Origin of the sequence: Serratia sp. BIGb0163 (assembly GCF_024809935.1) — a bacterium.
GTDB lineage: Bacteria > Pseudomonadota > Gammaproteobacteria > Enterobacterales > Enterobacteriaceae > Serratia > Serratia quinivorans.
Window position 1 is genome coordinate 36,422 of record NZ_JANUDZ010000011.1, and the last position, 17,659, is coordinate 54,080.

Annotated in this window: 21 protein-coding genes; 15 read left to right on the forward strand and 6 right to left on the reverse strand. The window is 55.2% G+C overall.

Annotated elements, in window-relative coordinates; all coding sequences use genetic code 11:
• The first annotated feature begins 81 nt into the window (after window positions 1-81).
• From M2406_RS24770 to M2406_RS24795, 6 genes are all read left to right on the forward strand, one after another.
• Entirely contained in the window at window positions 82-1,380 is a 1,299-nt protein-coding gene (locus M2406_RS24770; protein WP_012004899.1) for an adenylosuccinate synthase, read from the forward strand.
• A 233-nt stretch (window positions 1,381-1,613) separates the two neighbouring features.
• Window positions 1,614-2,039 carry a nitric oxide-sensing transcriptional repressor NsrR gene (gene nsrR / locus M2406_RS24775; protein ID WP_012004900.1) on the forward strand — a complete coding sequence of 142 codons (426 nt, stop codon included), beginning with the start codon at window positions 1,614-1,616 and terminating at the stop codon, window positions 2,037-2,039.
• 59 nt (window positions 2,040-2,098) lie between these two features.
• Complete coding sequence (gene rnr / locus M2406_RS24780) at window positions 2,099-4,585, forward strand: ribonuclease R (protein WP_135344733.1); 2,487 nt, start codon at window positions 2,099-2,101, stop codon at window positions 4,583-4,585.
• 59 nt (window positions 4,586-4,644) lie between these two features.
• On the forward strand, window positions 4,645-5,376 hold the full coding sequence (gene rlmB, locus M2406_RS24785) for a 23S rRNA (guanosine(2251)-2'-O)-methyltransferase RlmB (RefSeq protein WP_012004902.1): 732 nt from the start codon (window positions 4,645-4,647) through the stop codon (window positions 5,374-5,376).
• Window positions 5,377-5,505: 129 nt separating this feature from the next.
• The gene (locus M2406_RS24790; protein WP_135344732.1) at window positions 5,506-7,140 is read left to right on the forward strand and encodes an isovaleryl-CoA dehydrogenase; all 1,635 of its coding nucleotides are present in this window, start codon (window positions 5,506-5,508) and stop codon (window positions 7,138-7,140) included.
• Between the two features lie 87 nt (window positions 7,141-7,227).
• A complete protein-coding gene (locus M2406_RS24795) occupies window positions 7,228-7,626 on the forward strand; it encodes a DUF350 domain-containing protein (protein WP_012004904.1) in 399 nt (132 codons plus the stop codon).
• On the opposite strand, the gene M2406_RS24800 is transcribed toward M2406_RS24795, so the two are convergent.
• Together M2406_RS24800 and bsmA are read right to left on the reverse strand one after the other, a co-directional pair.
• The gene (locus M2406_RS24800; RefSeq protein WP_259191780.1) at window positions 7,623-7,904 is read right to left on the reverse strand and encodes a DUF1471 domain-containing protein; all 282 of its coding nucleotides are present in this window, start codon (window positions 7,902-7,904) and stop codon (window positions 7,623-7,625) included. The two genes, M2406_RS24795 and M2406_RS24800, sit on opposite strands and share 4 nt — an antisense overlap.
• A 122-nt stretch (window positions 7,905-8,026) precedes the next feature.
• Window positions 8,027-8,335, reverse strand: coding sequence for a biofilm peroxide resistance protein BsmA (bsmA, locus tag M2406_RS24805; RefSeq protein ID WP_112364414.1), 309 nt, complete (start codon window positions 8,333-8,335; stop codon window positions 8,027-8,029).
• 126 nt (window positions 8,336-8,461) lie between these two features.
• Here bsmA and yjfP point away from each other — a divergent pair, with 126 nt between their 5' ends.
• Window positions 8,462-9,214 (forward strand): esterase, encoded by a 753-nt coding sequence (yjfP, locus tag M2406_RS24810; protein WP_259191782.1) that lies wholly within the window; start codon window positions 8,462-8,464, stop codon window positions 9,212-9,214.
• Between the two features lie 94 nt (window positions 9,215-9,308).
• On the opposite strand, the gene M2406_RS24815 is transcribed toward yjfP, so the two are convergent.
• Window positions 9,309-9,575, reverse strand: coding sequence for a DUF1471 domain-containing protein (locus tag M2406_RS24815; RefSeq protein WP_012004908.1), 267 nt, complete (start codon window positions 9,573-9,575; stop codon window positions 9,309-9,311).
• A 457-nt stretch (window positions 9,576-10,032) separates the two neighbouring features.
• Here M2406_RS24815 and rpsF point away from each other — a divergent pair, with 457 nt between their 5' ends.
• The 5 genes from rpsF (at window position 10,033) to M2406_RS24840 (ending at window position 11,949) form a co-directional block, all read left to right on the forward strand.
• Window positions 10,033-10,431 carry a 30S ribosomal protein S6 gene (rpsF, locus tag M2406_RS24820; RefSeq protein WP_006317459.1) on the forward strand — a complete coding sequence of 133 codons (399 nt, stop codon included), beginning with the start codon at window positions 10,033-10,035 and terminating at the stop codon, window positions 10,429-10,431.
• Between the two features lie 6 nt (window positions 10,432-10,437).
• Window positions 10,438-10,755 (forward strand): primosomal replication protein N, encoded by a 318-nt coding sequence (gene priB, locus M2406_RS24825; protein ID WP_012004909.1) that lies wholly within the window; start codon window positions 10,438-10,440, stop codon window positions 10,753-10,755.
• Window positions 10,756-10,759: 4 nt separating this feature from the next.
• Complete coding sequence (rpsR, locus tag M2406_RS24830; RefSeq protein ID WP_002210155.1) at window positions 10,760-10,987, forward strand: 30S ribosomal protein S18; 228 nt, start codon at window positions 10,760-10,762, stop codon at window positions 10,985-10,987.
• 39 nt (window positions 10,988-11,026) lie between these two features.
• Window positions 11,027-11,479, forward strand: a complete 453-nt coding sequence (rplI, locus tag M2406_RS24835; RefSeq protein WP_012004910.1) for a 50S ribosomal protein L9 — start codon at window positions 11,027-11,029, stop codon at window positions 11,477-11,479.
• A gap of 110 nt (window positions 11,480-11,589) precedes the next feature.
• Window positions 11,590-11,949 carry a DUF488 domain-containing protein gene (locus M2406_RS24840; RefSeq protein ID WP_115183398.1) on the forward strand — a complete coding sequence of 120 codons (360 nt, stop codon included), beginning with the start codon at window positions 11,590-11,592 and terminating at the stop codon, window positions 11,947-11,949.
• Here M2406_RS24840 and M2406_RS24845 read toward each other — a convergent pair.
• Complete coding sequence (locus M2406_RS24845) at window positions 11,946-12,620, reverse strand: OapA family protein (RefSeq protein WP_012004912.1); 675 nt, start codon at window positions 12,618-12,620, stop codon at window positions 11,946-11,948. The genes M2406_RS24840 and M2406_RS24845 overlap by 4 nt on opposite strands.
• Before the next feature lie 286 nt (window positions 12,621-12,906).
• On the opposite strand from M2406_RS24845, the gene fklB reads away from it, so the two are divergent.
• On the forward strand, window positions 12,907-13,527 hold the full coding sequence (gene fklB, locus M2406_RS24850) for an FKBP-type peptidyl-prolyl cis-trans isomerase (RefSeq protein WP_012004913.1): 621 nt from the start codon (window positions 12,907-12,909) through the stop codon (window positions 13,525-13,527).
• Window positions 13,528-13,573: 46 nt separating this feature from the next.
• Here fklB and M2406_RS24855 read toward each other — a convergent pair whose 3' ends face one another.
• The gene (locus tag M2406_RS24855) at window positions 13,574-15,526 is read right to left on the reverse strand and encodes a bifunctional 2',3'-cyclic-nucleotide 2'-phosphodiesterase/3'-nucleotidase (protein ID WP_259191786.1); all 1,953 of its coding nucleotides are present in this window, start codon (window positions 15,524-15,526) and stop codon (window positions 13,574-13,576) included.
• A gap of 256 nt (window positions 15,527-15,782) precedes the next feature.
• On the opposite strand from M2406_RS24855, the gene cysQ reads away from it, so the two are divergent.
• A complete protein-coding gene (gene cysQ, locus M2406_RS24860) occupies window positions 15,783-16,523 on the forward strand; it encodes a 3'(2'),5'-bisphosphate nucleotidase CysQ (protein WP_041418863.1) in 741 nt (246 codons plus the stop codon).
• Between the two features lies 1 nt (window position 16,524).
• On the opposite strand, the gene M2406_RS24865 is transcribed toward cysQ, so the two are convergent.
• The gene (locus tag M2406_RS24865; RefSeq protein WP_012004916.1) at window positions 16,525-17,082 is read right to left on the reverse strand and encodes a YtfJ family protein; all 558 of its coding nucleotides are present in this window, start codon (window positions 17,080-17,082) and stop codon (window positions 16,525-16,527) included.
• Window positions 17,083-17,408: 326 nt separating this feature from the next.
• Between M2406_RS24865 and M2406_RS24870 the strand changes: the two genes are divergently transcribed.
• On the forward strand, window positions 17,409-17,615 hold the full coding sequence (locus M2406_RS24870) for a DUF1107 domain-containing protein (RefSeq protein WP_012004917.1): 207 nt from the start codon (window positions 17,409-17,411) through the stop codon (window positions 17,613-17,615).
• The last annotated feature ends 44 nt before the right edge of the window (window positions 17,616-17,659 follow it).

The following is a 17,659-nucleotide window of genomic DNA, read 5'->3' on the forward strand; positions in this document are numbered from 1 at the left end:
TATGCAACCCTATGCTAAAAGTGCTGAAACTCACGAATTACGGTGGTAGAATCCATTTTTAAGCAACCGGTGATTTTTAAAATGGGTAAGAACGTCGTCGTACTGGGCACTCAATGGGGTGACGAAGGTAAGGGCAAGGTCGTAGACCTGCTGACCGAACGGGCTCAATATGTAGTGCGCTACCAAGGGGGCCATAACGCTGGCCACACTCTGGTTATTAACGGTGAAAAAACCGTCCTTCATTTGATTCCATCAGGCATTCTGCGTGAAAACGTGACCAGCATCATCGGCAACGGTGTGGTTCTGGCTCCAGACGCATTGATGAAAGAAATGGGTGAACTCGAAGCGCGCGGCATCCCGGTACGCGAACGTCTGTTACTGTCCGAAGCCTGCCCGCTGATCCTGCCTTATCACGTTGCGCTGGATAACGCGCGCGAGAAAGCACGCGGCGCGAAAGCTATCGGTACCACCGGTCGCGGTATCGGCCCGGCTTACGAAGATAAAGTGGCTCGTCGCGGTCTGCGCGTTAGCGACTTGTTCAACAAAGAAACCTTCGCCGTTAAGCTGAAGGAAATTGTTGATTACCATAACTTCCAGTTGGTCAACTACTACAAAGTTGAAGCCGTTGATTACCAGGCGACTCTGGATTATGTGCTGTCTATCGCCGACATCCTGACTGCAATGGTTGTTGACGTGTCCGAACTGCTGGACGGCGCGCGCAAGCGTGGCGACCTGATCATGTTCGAAGGCGCACAGGGCACCCTGCTGGATATCGACCACGGTACCTATCCGTACGTGACCTCTTCAAATACCACTGCTGGCGGCGTTGCTACCGGTTCAGGTATTGGTCCGCGTTACGTGGATTACGTACTGGGCATCGTTAAAGCCTACTCTACCCGTGTGGGTGCAGGTCCGTTCCCAACTGAACTGTTCGACGAAACCGGTGAATTCCTGTGCAAGCAGGGTAACGAATTCGGTGCTACTACTGGCCGTCGTCGTCGTACCGGCTGGCTGGACGCGGTAGCGGTTCGCCGCTCTGTACAGATCAACTCCCTGTCCGGCTTCTGCCTGACCAAGCTGGACGTGTTGGACGGCTTGAAAGAAGTGAAGATCTGCGTGGGTTACCGCATGCCTGACGGCCGCGAAATGACTACCACTCCGTTGGCGGCTGAAGGTTGGGAAGGTATTGAACCCATCTACGAAAGCATGCCGGGCTGGAGCGACACCACTTTTGGCGTGAAAGAACACAGCAAACTGCCACAGGCGGCGCTGAACTACATCAAGCGTATTGAAGAGCTGACTGGCGTGCCGGTAGACATTATCTCTACAGGTCCAGACCGTAGCGAAACCATGATCCTGCGCGACCCGTTCGACGCATAATCTGGTTTTACTGCAGTAAAACAAACCGGGCATTGTCCCGGTTTGTTTTTATCCTGATTTCCCCCGGTTGCGATTTCACTTCAAAAAATCCTTTCTTTAACCTGTCCAGCGTCCGAGATGCGCTAAATAATTAGCGGCGAACTCTCTGGCTGGTTTATTATCCAATAAGTAATCTTTTGAATAATGCCGAAAATCGGCGTATCAGACGGGTAAAATGATACCCAGAGGTAGATGTGCAGTTAACAAGTTTTACTGATTACGGCCTGCGGGCGTTGATCTACATGGCCTCGCTGCCACCGGACAAAATGACCAGCATCTCGGAAGTTACCGAGGTCTACGGCGTGTCCAGAAACCATATGGTAAAGATCATCAATCAGTTAAGCCGGGTTGGGTTTGTAACCGCAGTGCGCGGTAAGAACGGCGGCATCCGTTTAGGCAAACCGGCCGAAACCATTCGCCTCGGCGACGTAGTCAGGGCGCTGGAGCCGCTGTCACTGGTTAACTGCAACAGTACTTTCTGCCACATAACCCCTGCTTGCCGCCTGAAACAGGTGCTCCAACAGGGCGTACAGAATTTCCTTGAAGAGCTGGACAGCCACACGCTGGCCGATATGGTCGAAGACAATCCATCGCTCTACAAGCTATTGCTTGTCGAATAAAGCGTCGCTGAGAAGACAAGGCTCAGCGGCACCCTGCTGATGACAACGGAGGAACCGCAATGTCACAAGATCCATTCCTGGAACGAGAAGCAGAAAAATATGAATCCCCAATCCCGAGCCGTGAATTCATTCTGGCCCATCTGGCGAAAAGAGAAACGCCGGCCAGCCGCGAAGAGCTGGCCAAAGAGCTGAATTTAACCGGTGAAGAGCCGTTAGAAGCGTTGCGTCGCCGTTTGCGTGCGATGGAACGTGACGGTCAGTTAATATTTACCCGCCGTCAGTGCTATGCGCTGCCGGAACGTCTCGATCTGCTGCGCGGTACCGTTATCGGCCACCGTGATGGCTTTGGTTTCCTGCGTATTGAAGGCAGCAAAGACGACCTGTATCTGTCAGCTGAGCAGATGAAAATGGCAATCCACGGTGATGTGGTGCTGGCACAGGCAATGGCTGCAGATCGCAAGGGCCGCCGTGAAGCGCGTATCGTCCGTGTGCTGGTGCCGAAAACCAGCCAAATCGTCGGTCGCTTCTTTATGGATGCCGGTACCGGCTTTGTGGTGCCGGATGATAGCCGCCTGAGCTTTGATATCCTGATCCCGGCCGAAGCAGCCAGTGGCGCACGCATGGGCTTTATGGTGGTGGTTGAGCTGACCCAACGTCCGACCCGTCGCACCAAGGCGGTAGGCAAGATCGTTGAGATCCTCGGCGATAAAATGGGCACCAGCATGGCGGTGGATATCGCTCTGCGCACCCATGAGATCCCGCATGTTTGGCCGCCACAGGTGGAAAAACAGGTCGCCGATCTCAGTGAACAGGTACCTGAAGCCGCCAAGAAAGGCCGTGTCGATCTGCGTCAGTTACCTTTGGTGACCATTGACGGCGAAGACGCACGCGATTTCGATGACGCGGTTTACTGTGAGAAAAAACGTGGCGGCGGTTGGCGCCTGTGGGTAGCCATTGCCGACGTCAGCTACTACGTCCGTCCGCGCACTGCGCTGGATGACGAAGCGCGCAACCGCGCAACTTCGGTGTACTTCCCATCGGAAGTCATCCCGATGCTGCCGGAAGTGCTGTCCAACGGCCTGTGTTCGCTTAACCCGCAGGTTGACCGCCTGTGTATGGTGTGCGAGATGACCATCTCCGCCCAGGGGCGTCTGTCGACGGCCAAATTCTATGAAGCGGTAATGAGCTCTCACGCCCGTTTAACCTACAACAAAGTCTGGCACATCTTGCAGGGCGATCAGGAGCTGCGTGAGCATTATCACCCGCTGGTCAAGCACCTGGAAGAGCTGCACACAATGTACAAGGTGTTGGATCAGGCGCGCGCCGAACGTGGCGGTATTGCTTTCGAAACCGAAGAAGCCAAGTTTATCTTCAACGCCGAACGTCGTATTGAACGTGTTGAGCCAACGGTGCGTAACGACGCCCACAAACTGATCGAAGAGTGCATGATCATGGCGAACGTTGCCGCGGCGCGCTTCGTTGAGAAGAATAACGAGCCGGCGCTGTTCCGCGTGCATGACCGTCCAAGCGACGATCACATTACCGCGTTGCGCAGCGTGCTGGGCGAACTGGGCCTGACGCTGGGCGGCGGTAACAAGCCGCAGCCGAAGGACTACGCCACCTTGATGGATGAAGTTTCCGAACGTCCTGACCATGAAATGCTGCAAACCATGCTGCTGCGTTCAATGAAGCAGGCGGTCTACGATCCGGAAAACCGGGGCCACTTTGGTCTGGCGCTGGCTTCTTATGGCCACTTCACCTCGCCGATCCGTCGTTATCCGGATCTGGCGATGCACCGCGCAATCAAATACCAGCTGGCTAAAGAGCACGGCGAGCCGAAAGAGCGCTGGACGCCGACCGGTGGTTGGCACAGCGAGTTTGAAGAAATGCTGCAGCTGGGCGAGCACTGTTCGATGGCCGAGCGCCGCGCTGATGAAGCGACGCGTAACGTTGCCGACTGGCTGAAATGCGACTTTATGCAGGATCACGTCGGGGAAGTGTTCAGCGGTATTATTGCCAGCGTGACCGGCTTTGGTTTCTTCGTTCGTCTGAACGATCTGTTTATCGACGGTCTGGTGCACGTATCATCGCTGGATAATGACTATTATCGCTACGATAATATCGGCCAGCGTCTGATTGGCGAATCCTCCGGCGTGGTTTATCGCCTGGGCGATACGGTAGAGATCCGCGTTGAAGCGGTGCATATGGATGAGCGTAAAATTGACTTCGCTTTGGTCTCCAGCACTCGCAAGCCGCGTGGTGAAGGCAAAACCGAACGCGATCGCGCCAAAAATGGTGGCCAACGCACCCTGCGTGGCGGGGCTGGCGCAGGCCGCACTTCCGCTCCGCGTAAACGTCGCGGCGGCAAACCGCCCGCCAATTTTGAGCCTGACAGCGCCTTCCGTAAAGACGAAGCCAAACCCGCTGACAAGGTGAAGAAAGACAAAAAGGCGAAAGCCAAGAAAGTGTCCGACAAAACCCGGAAAATAGCGTCGGCGACCAAGGCCAAACGCGCCGGCAAGAAGAAAGGTGCTGAGCAGGCTTAAGCTGCCACACGTCATTATCACCGGCTGGCATACGCCAGCCGCACAGTTAAAAGAGCATCATGAGCGAAATTATTTACGGTATTCATGCCGTCAAGGCCCTGTTAGACAACGATCCGCAACGCTTCCTGGAAGTGTTTATCCTCAAAGGGCGTGACGATCGCCGCTTGCAGCCGCTGATTGCCGAGCTGGAAGCGACCGGCATTGTTATCCAGGTGGCTAACCGCCAGTGGCTGGATGAGAAGGTCGAGGGCGCGGTGCATCAGGGGATTATCGCCCGGGTGCGCGAAGGGCGTCAGTATCAGGAAAACGATTTGCCGGCGCTGCTGGAAAGCGTGGACACGCCTTTCCTGCTGGTGCTGGACGGCGTGACCGACCCGCACAACCTCGGCGCCTGTCTTCGCAGTGCCGATGCGGCCGGTGTACACGCGGTGATCGTCCCGCGCGACCGTTCTGCCCAGTTAAACGCTACCGCCAAGAAAGTGGCCTGCGGCGCGGCGGAAAACGTTCCGTTGATTCGCGTCACCAACCTGGCGCGTACCCTGCGTTTGCTGCAGGAAATGAACGTCTGGGTCGTCGGCACTGCCGGCGAAGCCGATCACACTTTGTTCCAGAGCAAAATGACTGGCCCGATGGCGCTGGTGATGGGGGCAGAGGGCGAAGGTATGCGTCGTCTGACTCGCGAGCACTGTGACGAGTTGATCAGCATTCCAATGGCCGGGACGGTGTCTTCGCTGAACGTATCAGTCGCCACCGGTATCTGTCTGTTTGAAGCGGTGCGTCAACGCAGCTGATTTACCGTTTAGGGCGCAGAATTTTGCGCCCTTGTTGCTTTCTCAATTCCCACCCTGTGATCTCACCTGCGGCAGAAATCCCCCTGACGACCATACTTACTCCTGACGCCTTTATCAGGGAGCAAGCCGATGGTCTGGAATACACACACCGTTTTTAATCAGCCAAAGCCGCTGGGGAACAGCAATCTGTTCCTGTCCGATACGCCACTGCATGAGGCGGTACAGCGCGAGCAAGCCGGTTGGGATGTGGAAGTGCTGGCCTCGTTGGGGCAGCAGTTGGGAACCCAGGAATCGCTGGAACTGGGGCGACTGGCCAATGCCAACCCGCCGGAGTTATTGCGTTATGATGCCACCGGCCAGCGGTTGGACGACGTCCGTTTCCATCCCGCCTGGCATATCCTGATGCAAGGCTTGATTGCTAACCGTGTGCATAACCTGCCGTGGCAGGAGGATGCCCGTATTGGTTCATTCGTGGCGCGCGCCGCGCGTTTTGTGCTGCATGCTCAGGTCGAGGCCGGCACCCTGTGCCCGGTGACCATGACCTTTGGCGCTATCCCACTGCTGCAGCGTTCTCTGCCGACAGAATTCCAATCCTGGTTAACGCCGTTGCTATCCGATCGTTACGACGCGCATGTGCTACCCGGTGGGCAAAAGCGCGGCTTGCTGATTGGCATGGGCATGACCGAAAAGCAGGGCGGTTCCGACGTATTGAGCAATACCACCACCGCCAGCCCGTTAGCGGCCCGCGGCCCGGGGGAGGCTTACCGGCTGGTAGGACACAAATGGTTTTTCTCGGTGCCGCAGAGCGATGCGCACCTGGTGCTGGCGCAGGCCGAAGGGGGTCTGTCCTGCTTCTTTCTACCGCGTATTTTGCCGGACGGCACGCGCAATGCCATACGGCTGGAGCGGCTGAAGGATAAACTGGGTAATCGTTCCAACGCCAGCGGAGAGGTTGAGTTTCAGGACGCCAGCGCCTGGCTGGTGGGCGAGGAAGGAGATGGCGTGCGGCATATCCTGAAAATGGGTGGCCTGACGCGTTTTGACTGTGCGTTGGGCAGCCAGGGTTTGATGCGGCGCGGGCTATCGGTGGCGTTATACCACGCTCTGCAGCGGCAGGCGTTCGGCAAGCCCTTGATCGAACAACCGATGATGCGTCAGGTGTTGGCGCGGATGGCGCTGCGGCTGGAGGGGCAAACGGCGGCCCTGATGCGCCTGGCGCGAGCCTATGACAGCATCGGCGTCGGGGCGCCTTTGGAACAGGCGCTGTGTCGGGTGATGACCCCGGCGGCGAAGTTTGAAGTCTGTCGACAGGGCATCCCTTTTATCGGCGAAGCGATGGAGGCGCTGGGCGGTATCGGCTACTGTGAAGAGAGTGAGCTGCCGCGGCTGTACCGTGAAATGCCGGTGAACAGCATTTGGGAAGGTTCCGGCAATATCATGTGTCTGGACGTGATGCGAGCCTGGGGGAAGCTGCCGGTGGTACAGGAAGCCCTGGAGCTTGAATTTGGTGAGGTCAGGGGGCAGAACCGTCACTTTGATCGCCAGTGGCGGCAGTTGCTCCAGTTGATGCGCAAACCCCAGGAGGAGCAGGGACGGGCGGTCACCGGTGCGTTATTCAATCTGTTCGCCGCGGCGCAGCTTCTGCGCTACAGTTCACCGCCGTTAGCGGAAGCCTGGTGCCAAATGATGCTCGATACCCGTGGTGAGCGAACATTACCAGACCGTCTGTGCGAGACGTTGTTTGCCCGAGCGATGGGAGGCTAGGGAAAACAGTAGCGCTACAGCGGGAAAAGCTTTTTAATTCAGCACTTGGCCCGTAAGGGATACTGACCTCTGACCAGGAAACATGACATGGATATTCTCAGCGCGTTGGCGGCATTCGCCTCTTATTTCTTCAGTGGCTTTGCCATGGTTCTGGTGTTCTTGTTTGTTTATACCCGCATTACGCCGCATGACGAATGGGCGTTGATCAAGGCCGATAATCAGTCAGCCGCTTTTGGATTCGTCGGCGCCTGCCTGGGTTATGTGATCCCGTTGGCCAGCGCGGCGATCAACTCGGTCAGCCTGCTGGACTACCTGCTATGGGGCGTGGTGGCCTTGGTGGTACAACTGCTGCTGTTTGCGGCGGTGAAAATCTATATGCCGCGTATCAGCGACAAGATTGAGTCCAATCACGTCGCCGCCGGGATTTTCCTGGGGGGCGTGTCAATCAGCGGCGGCATACTGAATGCGGCCTGCATGACCTACTAAAGATAGAGAATTGCAAAGGCGCGCCAGCCAGGCTGATGCGCCTGTTCTTCCATCCGCAGGATGCGGTAATAGCTCGCCCCATGCTCATCAGCCTTGCGGGCAATCAATTGTTCTACATCCTGAGGCGAGCCGGGCAGGTTATTCAGGGTGATTTGTGCAATTTCGCTAAGCGGCGTAACGCGGTCTGCGGGCGCCAACTCAGCGGACTGAGCGCTGGCGCTGAGTAACCCCATTGAGAGCAGGAGGGCGGTGAGTGCGGCGGAGCGTGTCCGTGTCATGGCGTTCCCCTTGGTCGGATCCTGGACTCACGCTCGCAGGCTGCGGCGCGCTGACCGCCAGTGTGCAACAGCCAACTTCAGTCTGTGCAAAGCCAATGTAAATCTTATTAAAACTCCAGAGTTTACCGGTACAGGATCGCCTGCGAATACCACTGGCCGGGCACCACGGTTTCACTGTTCATCATGATCATGTAATAGCGTGCGCCGCTGGCGTTGGCTTTCTTCTGAATTTCTGCTTCCACATCCATCGGACTGCCGCGGACCAGGGCGCTGGTGGTGCCCATTTTCACCAGACTGCCGGTTTGCGCCCGGGTTACCTCTTGCGCCTGCCCATTGGGCGCCGGCGGGGCTTTTGGCGTCGTGGTCATCATGCCACAGGCACTAAGCAGCGTGACCAGCGCCAGGGGCAGCAACAGATAGGACAGTTTCATAGAGACCTCGACAAAGCGGATAGCATGATTTCAGTGTAACTCATTATAAATTGGAACAGATTGAGCTAATGCTATTAAGCTCAAGTTTGCCATTATGGAGGCAAACAGCGACGTGGAGAAAAACGGATGATTGAAATCTATGACGAGCGAGTGGGAGACACTGCGGTGATCCACGCGGTGCCTGCGGGGCAATATCACCAGCCATTGCCGACGGTATTTTTCTACCATGGCTATACCTCGTCGAAAGAAGTGTACGCCTACTTTGCCTATGCATTGGCCAAAGCAGGGTTTCGTGTGGTGCTGCCGGATGCCGATCTGCACGGCGAACGTTTTGATGGCAATGAAGCCAAACGGTTGGCCAGTTTTTGGGAGATCCTTCGGCGCAATATTGACGAGTTACCGGCGCTGAAGGCGCACTTTGAACAGCTCGGTCTGATTGCCGAGGGGCGCATTGGCGTGGGCGGTGCGTCAATGGGCGGCATGACGACATTGGGCAGTTTTGCCCGCTATCCGTGGGTGAAAGCGGCGGCCAGCCTGATGGGGGCCGGTTACTACACCTCTCTGGCGCAAACGCTGTTCCCACCGCTGGATGAGCAGGGAAATCCTTTGTCGAGCGAGGATTTTGATGCGCGCATTGCCATGCTGGCGGATTACGGTCTGGAACAGCAGTTGGAGAAAGTTGCCGATCGTCCTTTACTGCTGTGGCACGGTGAGGCGGATGACCTGGTGCCGGCGGCGGAAAGCCTGCGGCTGGCGACCGAACTGCGCCAAAGTGGCTGGGACCGTCAATTGACGTTACTCACTGAGCCGGGAGTCAAGCACCGCATTACGCCACAGGCACTCAGTGCCACCGCCGATTTCTTCGTGCAATCGCTGTAAAAAAAGCCCCCTGCAGGCAGGGGGCTGATGGTGACTTTCGCAGTTTAATTTACTGTTTTAGGCGCGAGTTGCTTCCCTGGTACTGCATTTTCACTTAACGATACAGTTCGGCGCTGACGTGGATGGTGCTGTTGTTTTCAGGCTCATGCAGGGCAATGATCCGATAGGCGGTGGCGCCGCGCTGGTCGGCTATTTTGCTCACCTGACTGGTGGCGTCATCCGGAGAAACCACATTCTGGTTCAGCGTGACGAAGCCAACGCTCTGACGTTGATCGGCCTGGTGTGAGGTGATCTCTGTTGCTGCCATGACGTTGGCGGAAAACAGTAAAGCAATGGCGGTAGCGATGGTGATGTGTTTCATAATTGCCTCTCTTAACTGTTTGCTTCAACGGCCTGACAGCCGGTGCCAGTGCAGCAAAAAGTTATTTGCATGTATTGAATAACCTCAAATCTTTTTCGTCGCGCTGTCTGCGGCGGATAACTACAATTTTAGACCTTCCGGCAGGATTAAAAAGGCCGCCATTTTGATGGCCTCTTTCAAAAAAAATGAATGAAATTCATGCGGCAGTGATGATTTTATTGAGAGATTTTTTCAACTGATGGATTTGTGTACATAGGTTTTGCCGACAGCAAATCGTGCTATTTACGCATCCGCTTCGCATTACCGATAATAAGCCCCCTTCGACCCTTGAGTTTTTCAGCCTGCGCAAGTATGATTACGCGTCATTTTTTCAGCCGCACACACATACACGTTCCTTGCTTCCATGGGCCGCGGTTGACCCTGACAGGAGGCTGAATAATCCGTAAGGAGCAATTCGATGCGTCATTACGAAATCGTTTTTATGGTCCACCCTGACCAAAGCGAACAGGTTCCGGGCATGATCGAGCGTTACAGTGCTACCATCACTAACGCTGCTGGTCAGATTCACCGTCTGGAAGACTGGGGCCGCCGTCAACTGGCTTACCCGATCAACAAACTGCACAAAGCCCACTACGTTCTGCTGAACGTTGAAGCTCCGCAGGAAGCGATCGATGAGCTGGAAACAAACTTCCGCTTCAACGACGCCGTTATCCGTAGCATGGTTATGCGCGTTAAGCACGCGGTAACTGAAGCATCTCCGATGGTTAAAGCGAAAGACGAACGTCGTGGCGATCGCCGCGAAGACTTCGCTAACGAAACCGCAGATGATGCTGATGCTGGGGATTCTGAAGAGTAATTTACCGTGACGGCTAATCGGCTGACGTTGTCTGGCACCGTGTGCAAGACGCCGACGCGTAAAGTGAGCCCGTCAGGTATTCCACATTGCCAGTTCGTGCTTGAGCACCGTTCAGTGCAAGTGGAAGCCGGTTTTACCCGGCAAGCCTGGTGTCGTATGCCGGTGATTATCAGCGGCAAGGCCCATCAGGCCATTACTCAAAGTATAACGGTCGGCACGCCTCTCACCGTTTCCGGTTTCATTAGCAGCCATCAAGGGCGCAATGGACTGAACAAAATGGTGTTGCATGCCGAGCAGATTGAATTGATAGATTCTGGAGACTAGCCTAATGGCACGTTATTTCCGTCGTCGCAAGTTCTGCCGTTTCACAGCGGAAGGCGTTGTTGAGATCGATTACAAAGATATCGCAACGTTGAAAAACTACATTACCGAAAGCGGTAAAATTGTCCCGAGCCGTATTACCGGTACTCGTGCAAAATACCAGCGTCAGCTGGCTCGCTGCATCAAGCGCGCTCGCTACCTGTCCCTGCTGCCATACACTGATCGTCATCAGTAATCGGCCGCCGTCTATTAACGACTTTAAGAGGATAAGGTAATGCAAGTTATTCTGCTTGATAAAGTAGCAAACCTGGGCAGCCTGGGTGATCAAGTTAACGTTAAAGCGGGCTACGCCCGTAACTTCCTGGTACCACAGGGCAAAGCTGTTCCTGCTACCAAGAAAAACGTAGAGTTCTTCGAAGTACGCCGTGCAGAACTGGAAGCCAAACTGGCTGAAATTCTGACTGCTGCTGAAGCTCGCGCAACCAAGATCAACGAACTGGGTTCAGTCACCATCGCGTCTAAATCAGGCGACGAAGGTAAACTGTTCGGCTCTATCGGCACCCGCGACATCGCTGACGCAGTTACTGCGGCAGGCGTTGAAGTTGCCAAGAGCGAAGTTCGTCTGCCGAATGGCGTTCTGCGTACCACTGGTGAACACGAAGTTCAGTTCCAGGTACACAGCGACGTATTCGCACAGCTGAATGTAGTTGTGGTAGCAGAAGCTTAATCGCTGCTGCTCGCCAAGTTAAAACGCCAGCCTCGTGCTGGCGTTTTGCTTTTCTTACATCCGCTAAATCGCGTTACCCTGTTATCACCTTGAGTGAGGAGCAGCGGCAAATGGCAGAGATTAACTTACAGCGTGTTTATGATTTTACTGGCCCGGCGCCGGTGAACTGCTATCTGATAGATCGGCTGTGGCCGCGAGGCGTCAGCAAGGAAAGGCTGCAGGGCGTACAGTGGCTAAAGCAGGTGGCACCGGATAACGCACTGCGGCAGTGGTTTCATCAGCACCTTGAGCAGTGGGAAGAGTTTGAAAGCCGCTACCGACGGCAACTGGCGGAAAATGACGCCTGGCAGCCGCTGGTGGCATTATTACGGCAAGGTCAGCCCATGACCCTTCTTTATGGCAGTAAAGACACACAGCACAACCATGGCGTCGTGCTGCGCGACTTTCTGTTGGCGCAGTTGGCCGATTAACGCTCGCGGCGGTAACTGCCGTCGGCCTGGCGGCGGAACAGCACCTGCGTATTATCAGCGGCGGTGACCGAGAGCGCGGTGATCACGCCGTTAGTATCACGTTCGATACGCACTTCCTGGCCGGCTTTCATGTTACTGAGCGGCTTGTCATTACCTTCCACCTGCGCCATGGCGAAGACTTCGTTCACCGGCAGGCTGTTGTCGCGGAACAGTTGCGCCAGCGTCTGCCCCGGCTGGATCTGGAAACGTTGCCAGTTGCCCGCCGGTTCAGGTTCGGCAGCGTGCTGTTGCTGAGCATTATTTTGCAGATCGGCCCGCAATGGCACGCTGTTATCCTGCTGGGTAACCGGGAAAGGTTGCCCGCTGTTCTGTGAAGAGTATGGCCATAGCAGCGCCAACAGCAGGATGATGCCGAAAATCAGGGTCCAGCGGCGGTGAAAATAGGGTAATGGCTCCATCCAACCGAAACCGTCCGGCAGGTGCCAGATCTTCAGCAATAATGCTTTGATACTTTGCCCCTTACCGTTTCCCGGTGGTTGTTCTGAATCCGGATCTTCTACCGCCTCTGGCGCGGAGCCTGGTTTCAGGCGCTGGCTGAAGTTCAGCCAGGTACGCAGCAATGGCTGGTAGACACGGGTGGTTTTCCTTCTCCTGGGCGAGATTCTGCCCATGGTGACCTCTCTTCAACGGCGTAAAATATCAGGGTACAAAAGTCTGTACCGACGTCCCGATGCTCTTGTTTCAGTATAGTCCGCTAACTGATTGAAGTGAAAGGCAGCAGCAAACCCATGCCTGTTGCGGCAGGCAATTCGCCTGGGGCGCGGGAGCGGGCGTTAACAGGAGGTTATTGTTTCTTTTTCTACGACAAAAGTCATCATTCTCCACACAAGATTTTACCCGGCTTTACGGCGCTGTTATGCTGCGCTTTCGACTTTTTAAAGACTAAAGGAAAACCCCATGACAACCCCTTCTTTTGACAGCGTTGAAGCTCAAGCGAGTTACGGGATTGGTTTACAGGTCGGCCAGCAGTTGCAAGAGTCCGGTCTGGAAGGTTTACAACCGGAAGCTCTGCTGGCAGGTTTGCGTGACGCGCTGGAAGGGAATGCCCCGGCGGTTCCGGTAGACGTGGTTCACCGTGCGCTGCGTGAAATTCACGAACGTGCGGATGCCGTGCGTCGCGATCGTCAGCAGGCGATGGCCGTTGAAGGTCAGAAATTCCTGGAAGACAACGCCAAGCGTGACGAAGTGACGCTGACCGAATCCGGTCTGCAGTTCTCCGTGCTGGAGCAGGGCGATGGCCCAATCCCGTCCCGTCAGGATCGCGTGCGTGTGCATTACACCGGTCGTCTGATTAACGGCGACGTGTTCGACAGCTCTGTAGAGCGCGGCCAGCCGGCAGAATTCCCGGTCAGCGGCGTGATCCCAGGCTGGATCGAAGCGCTGACTCTGATGCCGGTCGGCTCCAAATGGCAGCTGTACATCCCACACGACCTGGCCTACGGCGAGCGTGGTGCAGGCGCATCCATCCCGCCATTCAGCGCGCTGGTGTTTGACGTCGAGCTGTTGGAAATTCTGTAAGTCACCGCAGAGTTTTTCAAGGGCGCCTTAACGGCGCCCTTATTGTTTATTTCTTCTGCAAATCAATCTGATAAACCGCAAAGCCGATGCTGTCTGTCCCTTCAGCTTTCATCGGGTACTGGGCGTGCGTTTTGATAAACGCGCTGGCTTTGTCACTCGGTGAGGTTTCAAAGCGGATATCCAGCGGCTGCGGGCTGCTGAACGTCGCCAGGCGCCAGTTATTATCCACCTGTGGCTTCACTGCGCCGTGTTGCCTGGTTTCAGCGCTGATATAAGCCGCCAGTACCGAACGGTTCTCATCCGGTGAAGCAAAAGCAATGTGTTGATCGCCGGTGCCGGCAAACTTGCCGCCGTAGGCGCGGTAGTTATTGGTGGCAACCAGGAATGTGGCTTTTGGATCGATCGGTTTGCCTTTGAACGTCAGCTCCTTGATGCGCTGCGCCTTGTCGTTAATTAACTGGCATTCGCCGTCGTAACGCGCCGGTTGGCTGACGTCGACCTGATAATTGACTCCGTCAATCACATCGAAATTATAGGTGCGGAAACCGTCCCAGTTGATCAGGCCCTGTGGTTTACTGCTGTTGACGTCGATCTGGTTGAACTGCCCGGCGGAACACTCCAGCCATTCCTTCACTTCTTTGCCGCTGGCTTTCACCACCACCAGTGTGTTGGGATAAAGGTAGAGGTCTGAAGCGTTACGGAAGGTGAGCTGACCTTTTTCCACCTCAACGAAGCTGGCCGGATCGTTTTTGCGCCCGCCCACCTTGAACGGGGCCGCGGCTGACAGCACCGGCAGGTCAGCCAGATCCGGATCGCCCTGAATATAGTGCTCGACGTAGGCCTTTTGCGCGTTATTGACGATCTGCACCGTCGGATCATCCTGCACCAGCGCCAGATAGCTGTACATGTTGTCGTCGGCCTTGCCGACAGGCTTGCTGACGAAATCTCGCGTGCCTTTGTGATCTTCCGCCAGCACTTTCAGCAGGTTGGCGTCTTCCGCCGCCAGCGATTTCTTGTTCTCTTTGTCGTAAATCGGCCGAGCTTGCGCCTTGGCCGCCGTGACTTTCCAGGTGCCGCTGTCGTTATTCAATTGCAGATCGACCACGCCGAGATGATCGCCCCACTGGCCCGGCATCACTGCCGGGATGCCGTTCAGCGTACCCTGTGCGATGTCAGCCCCTTTGATATTGGCGAAGTCCTTGCTGGGGAACACGGCGTGAGCGTGGCCGAACATGATGGCGTCGATGCCCGGTACCTGGCTGAGGTAGTACACCGAGTTTTCCGCCATGGCCTTGTACGGCTCGCTGGACAGGCCGGAGTGCGGGATAGCCACCACCAGATCGGCGCCCTGTTTGCGCATTTCCGGCACGTAACGTTTAGCCGTTTCGGTGATGTCGTTAACGGTGACCTTGCCCTGCAGATTGGCTTTATCCCACACCAGGATTTGCGGTGGCACAAAGCCGATATAACCGATGCGCAAACTATGTTCTTTGCCGTCACGGTCTTTTACCGGCGTATCGACGATAATGTAAGGAGTGAACAGGGGTTTTTGTGTTTTAGCGTCGATCACGTTGGCGTTGATATACGGGAATTTGGCACCGGCAATGGCGTTTTTCAGGTAATCGAGCCCGTAGTTGAACTCATGGTTGCCGATATTGCCGACCACATAATTCAGGGTATTCATCGCCTTATACACCGGGTGTACATCACCGGGTTTCAGGCCCTTGGCCGCCATATAATCGCCGAGCGGGCTGCCCTGAATAATGTCGCCGTTGTCCACCAGCACCGTATTGGCTGCCTGCTGACGGGCCTGTTCAATCAGGCTGGCGGTGCGTACCAGACCGAATTTATCGGTCGGTTTATCCTTGTAGTAATCGAAGTCCATCATGTTGCTGTGCAGGTCGGTGGTTTCCAGCACGCGCAGATCGACCGTTGCCGCTTGTGCGGAGGTGCACACCAGCATAGCGAGGGCAGACAACGTCAGCGGACGCTTCATCATTTTTAGTTTTCTCCATTCCATTTTTCGAGTTTTATCGCAGAGGAACATGTAATTAACATTGGTTGTCTCACCAAACTGTGAAGTGTGGCAGAAAATAAGCCAGTGCAGGACAGTAAATGTCACAGTTGTGACGGCAAAGACTCGAGTAATTACCGCGGGTTAAATCGTTGTGATGGATATTCCATGCAAAAAAAACTAGGCTGCTAGCAATGAGAAAGGGGAAATGACCCATGGAACTGCATATCTGAGGTGAATGATGTTAGAGCAAATTTGCCAACTGTCCCGCGAGGCGGGCGCAGCGATCATGGCGGTATATGACGGTAAACAACCGCTTGATGTCGCACAGAAAAAAGATGATTCCCCGGTGACGGCGGCCGATCTGGCAGCGCACCACATCATCCAACGCGGCCTGGCAGCGTTAACGCCGGAAATACCTTTACTGTCAGAAGAAGATCCACCGGGCTGGGAAGTGCGACAGAATTGGACGCGTTACTGGCTGGTCGATCCGCTGGATGGCACCAAGGAATTCCTCAATCGTAACGGCGAATTCACGGTAAATATTGCGTTGATTGAAGACGGGCAGGCGGTGATGGGCGTGGTTTACGCCCCGGCGATCGACGTGCTGTATCTGGCCGAACGCGGCAAAGCCTGGAAAGAAGAAAAGGGCCAACGCCAGGCGATTGGCGTCAGTAATGCCAATCCGCCGTTGGTGGTGGTTAGTCGCTCGCACAGTGACGAAGAGCTGAAGGATTACCTGAATCAGTTAGGTGAGCATCAGACCGTATCTGTCGGTTCCTCGCTGAAGTTCTGCCTGGTGGCAGAAGGTAAAGCGCAGCTTTACCCACGTTTTGGGCCGACCAATATCTGGGATACCGCCGCCGGACACGCAGTCGCGGTGGCGGCCGGAGCGCAGATCCACGACTGGCAGGGCAGGCCGCTGCTCTATACGCCGCGTGAGTCTTTCCTCAACCCCGGCTTCCGGGTTTCGCTGTTCTAATTCAGTTTGCCAGCAGTTGGTGCAGTTGGGTCATGACCTGCTGCACCTCTTCCGGCGTCAGTGCGCCGTCTTTGGCAAACTGGATCCTGCCCTGCTTATCCAGCACTACAATGGCTGACCCCTTCGGCTGTAAATCCCAGGCTTTGCGCACGTTACCGTTGCTGTCGACCACAAACTGCGACCAGGGGAACTCTTTCTTGCTGTCTTCGATACTGCTGCGGACAAACATCGCCGTGCCGAGCAGAGCATCATCTGTATTCACTATTGTCGTCGTTTGGTAACGATCGTGCGGTAGCTTGGCTTTCTTAATCGCTTCTATCAGTGGGTCGTTCATGTCCTTGGCAGAGCTGCGGCCGGCAATATGCTGGATGACTCGCACTTTTCCACTGAGCTGCGCGCTATTCCAGTTTTGATAGCTAAACTTATCATTAGCGTAGTTCAGCTCACCCTTGTCGCTGACGCCAATCGGCGCTACGCGTTGCTGGAGCTGGAAGTTATGCGCAGAGGCAAAAAGGGGTGCAAACAGCAGGGACGCAATGAGCATGTGACTTTTTTTCATGCCTTCTCCTTGAAGGTGGAATGGTGCCGACCGCACCCGACAGCCTAAAGCATAGGTGGTGATCGGAGGTCTGTCCTGTTAGCCGGATCTCAGTTCTTCCTTCAGGCCGCTAATACCCGGTTTTTGAAGGGATATACTGAAAAAGTTATATATAATCATATACAATTCTGTCAAAAAGTGTAAATCCAGTGAAGATCTCCAGGCGGAAATGAACGTTATAGTCTTTACTAGGTCTACTACATGGCAATCAAGTTGCGTTCTTACTTTAGAGGCTGCCACCTTGGCGGCTCGCTGAGCGCATGGACCAAACGGAGGAAAGTAATAGAATGAGAATCTTCCAGCGTTATAATCCGTTGAAAGTGGCGAAGTACGTCAAGACCCTGTTTCGTGGCCGGCTGTATATCAAAGATGTGGGCGCGTTCGAATTCGATGAAGGGAAAATTCTGCTGCCGAAAATTCGCGACCGGCGTCACTTCAGCGTGATGTCAGAGGTTAACCGTCAGGTGTTGTTATTGCAGACCGAGATGGGTTGATCAACTACCCGTCGCCTTTCAAGCTGCAGCGTTGTTACCTGCAC

Excerpts from the sequence above, each read along its gene's own strand:
- M2406_RS24770 (WP_012004899.1), top strand. The coding sequence starts at position 82 with ATGGGTAAGAACGTCGTCGTACTGGGCACTCAATGGGGTGACGAAGGT.
- rnr (WP_135344733.1), top strand. The coding sequence starts at position 2,099 with ATGTCACAAGATCCATTCCTGGAACGAGAAGCAGAAAAATATGAATCC.
- rlmB (WP_012004902.1), top strand. The coding sequence starts at position 4,645 with ATGAGCGAAATTATTTACGGTATTCATGCCGTCAAGGCCCTGTTAGAC.
- M2406_RS24790 (WP_135344732.1), top strand. The coding sequence starts at position 5,506 with ATGGTCTGGAATACACACACCGTTTTTAATCAGCCAAAGCCGCTGGGG.
- M2406_RS24795 (WP_012004904.1), top strand. The coding sequence starts at position 7,228 with ATGGATATTCTCAGCGCGTTGGCGGCATTCGCCTCTTATTTCTTCAGT.
- M2406_RS24800 (WP_259191780.1), bottom strand. The coding sequence starts at position 7,904 with ATGACACGGACACGCTCCGCCGCACTCACCGCCCTCCTGCTCTCAATG.
- bsmA (WP_112364414.1), bottom strand. The coding sequence starts at position 8,335 with ATGAAACTGTCCTATCTGTTGCTGCCCCTGGCGCTGGTCACGCTGCTT.
- yjfP (WP_259191782.1), top strand. The coding sequence starts at position 8,462 with ATGATTGAAATCTATGACGAGCGAGTGGGAGACACTGCGGTGATCCAC.
- M2406_RS24815 (WP_012004908.1), bottom strand. The coding sequence starts at position 9,575 with ATGAAACACATCACCATCGCTACCGCCATTGCTTTACTGTTTTCCGCC.
- rpsF (WP_006317459.1), top strand. The coding sequence starts at position 10,033 with ATGCGTCATTACGAAATCGTTTTTATGGTCCACCCTGACCAAAGCGAA.
- rpsR (WP_002210155.1), top strand. The coding sequence starts at position 10,760 with ATGGCACGTTATTTCCGTCGTCGCAAGTTCTGCCGTTTCACAGCGGAA.
- rplI (WP_012004910.1), top strand. The coding sequence starts at position 11,027 with ATGCAAGTTATTCTGCTTGATAAAGTAGCAAACCTGGGCAGCCTGGGT.
- M2406_RS24840 (WP_115183398.1), top strand. The coding sequence starts at position 11,590 with ATGGCAGAGATTAACTTACAGCGTGTTTATGATTTTACTGGCCCGGCG.
- M2406_RS24845 (WP_012004912.1), bottom strand. The coding sequence starts at position 12,620 with ATGGGCAGAATCTCGCCCAGGAGAAGGAAAACCACCCGTGTCTACCAG.
- fklB (WP_012004913.1), top strand. The coding sequence starts at position 12,907 with ATGACAACCCCTTCTTTTGACAGCGTTGAAGCTCAAGCGAGTTACGGG.
- M2406_RS24855 (WP_259191786.1), bottom strand. The coding sequence starts at position 15,526 with ATGATGAAGCGTCCGCTGACGTTGTCTGCCCTCGCTATGCTGGTGTGC.
- cysQ (WP_041418863.1), top strand. The coding sequence starts at position 15,783 with ATGTTAGAGCAAATTTGCCAACTGTCCCGCGAGGCGGGCGCAGCGATC.
- M2406_RS24865 (WP_012004916.1), bottom strand. The coding sequence starts at position 17,082 with ATGAAAAAAAGTCACATGCTCATTGCGTCCCTGCTGTTTGCACCCCTT.
- M2406_RS24870 (WP_012004917.1), top strand. The coding sequence starts at position 17,409 with ATGAGAATCTTCCAGCGTTATAATCCGTTGAAAGTGGCGAAGTACGTC.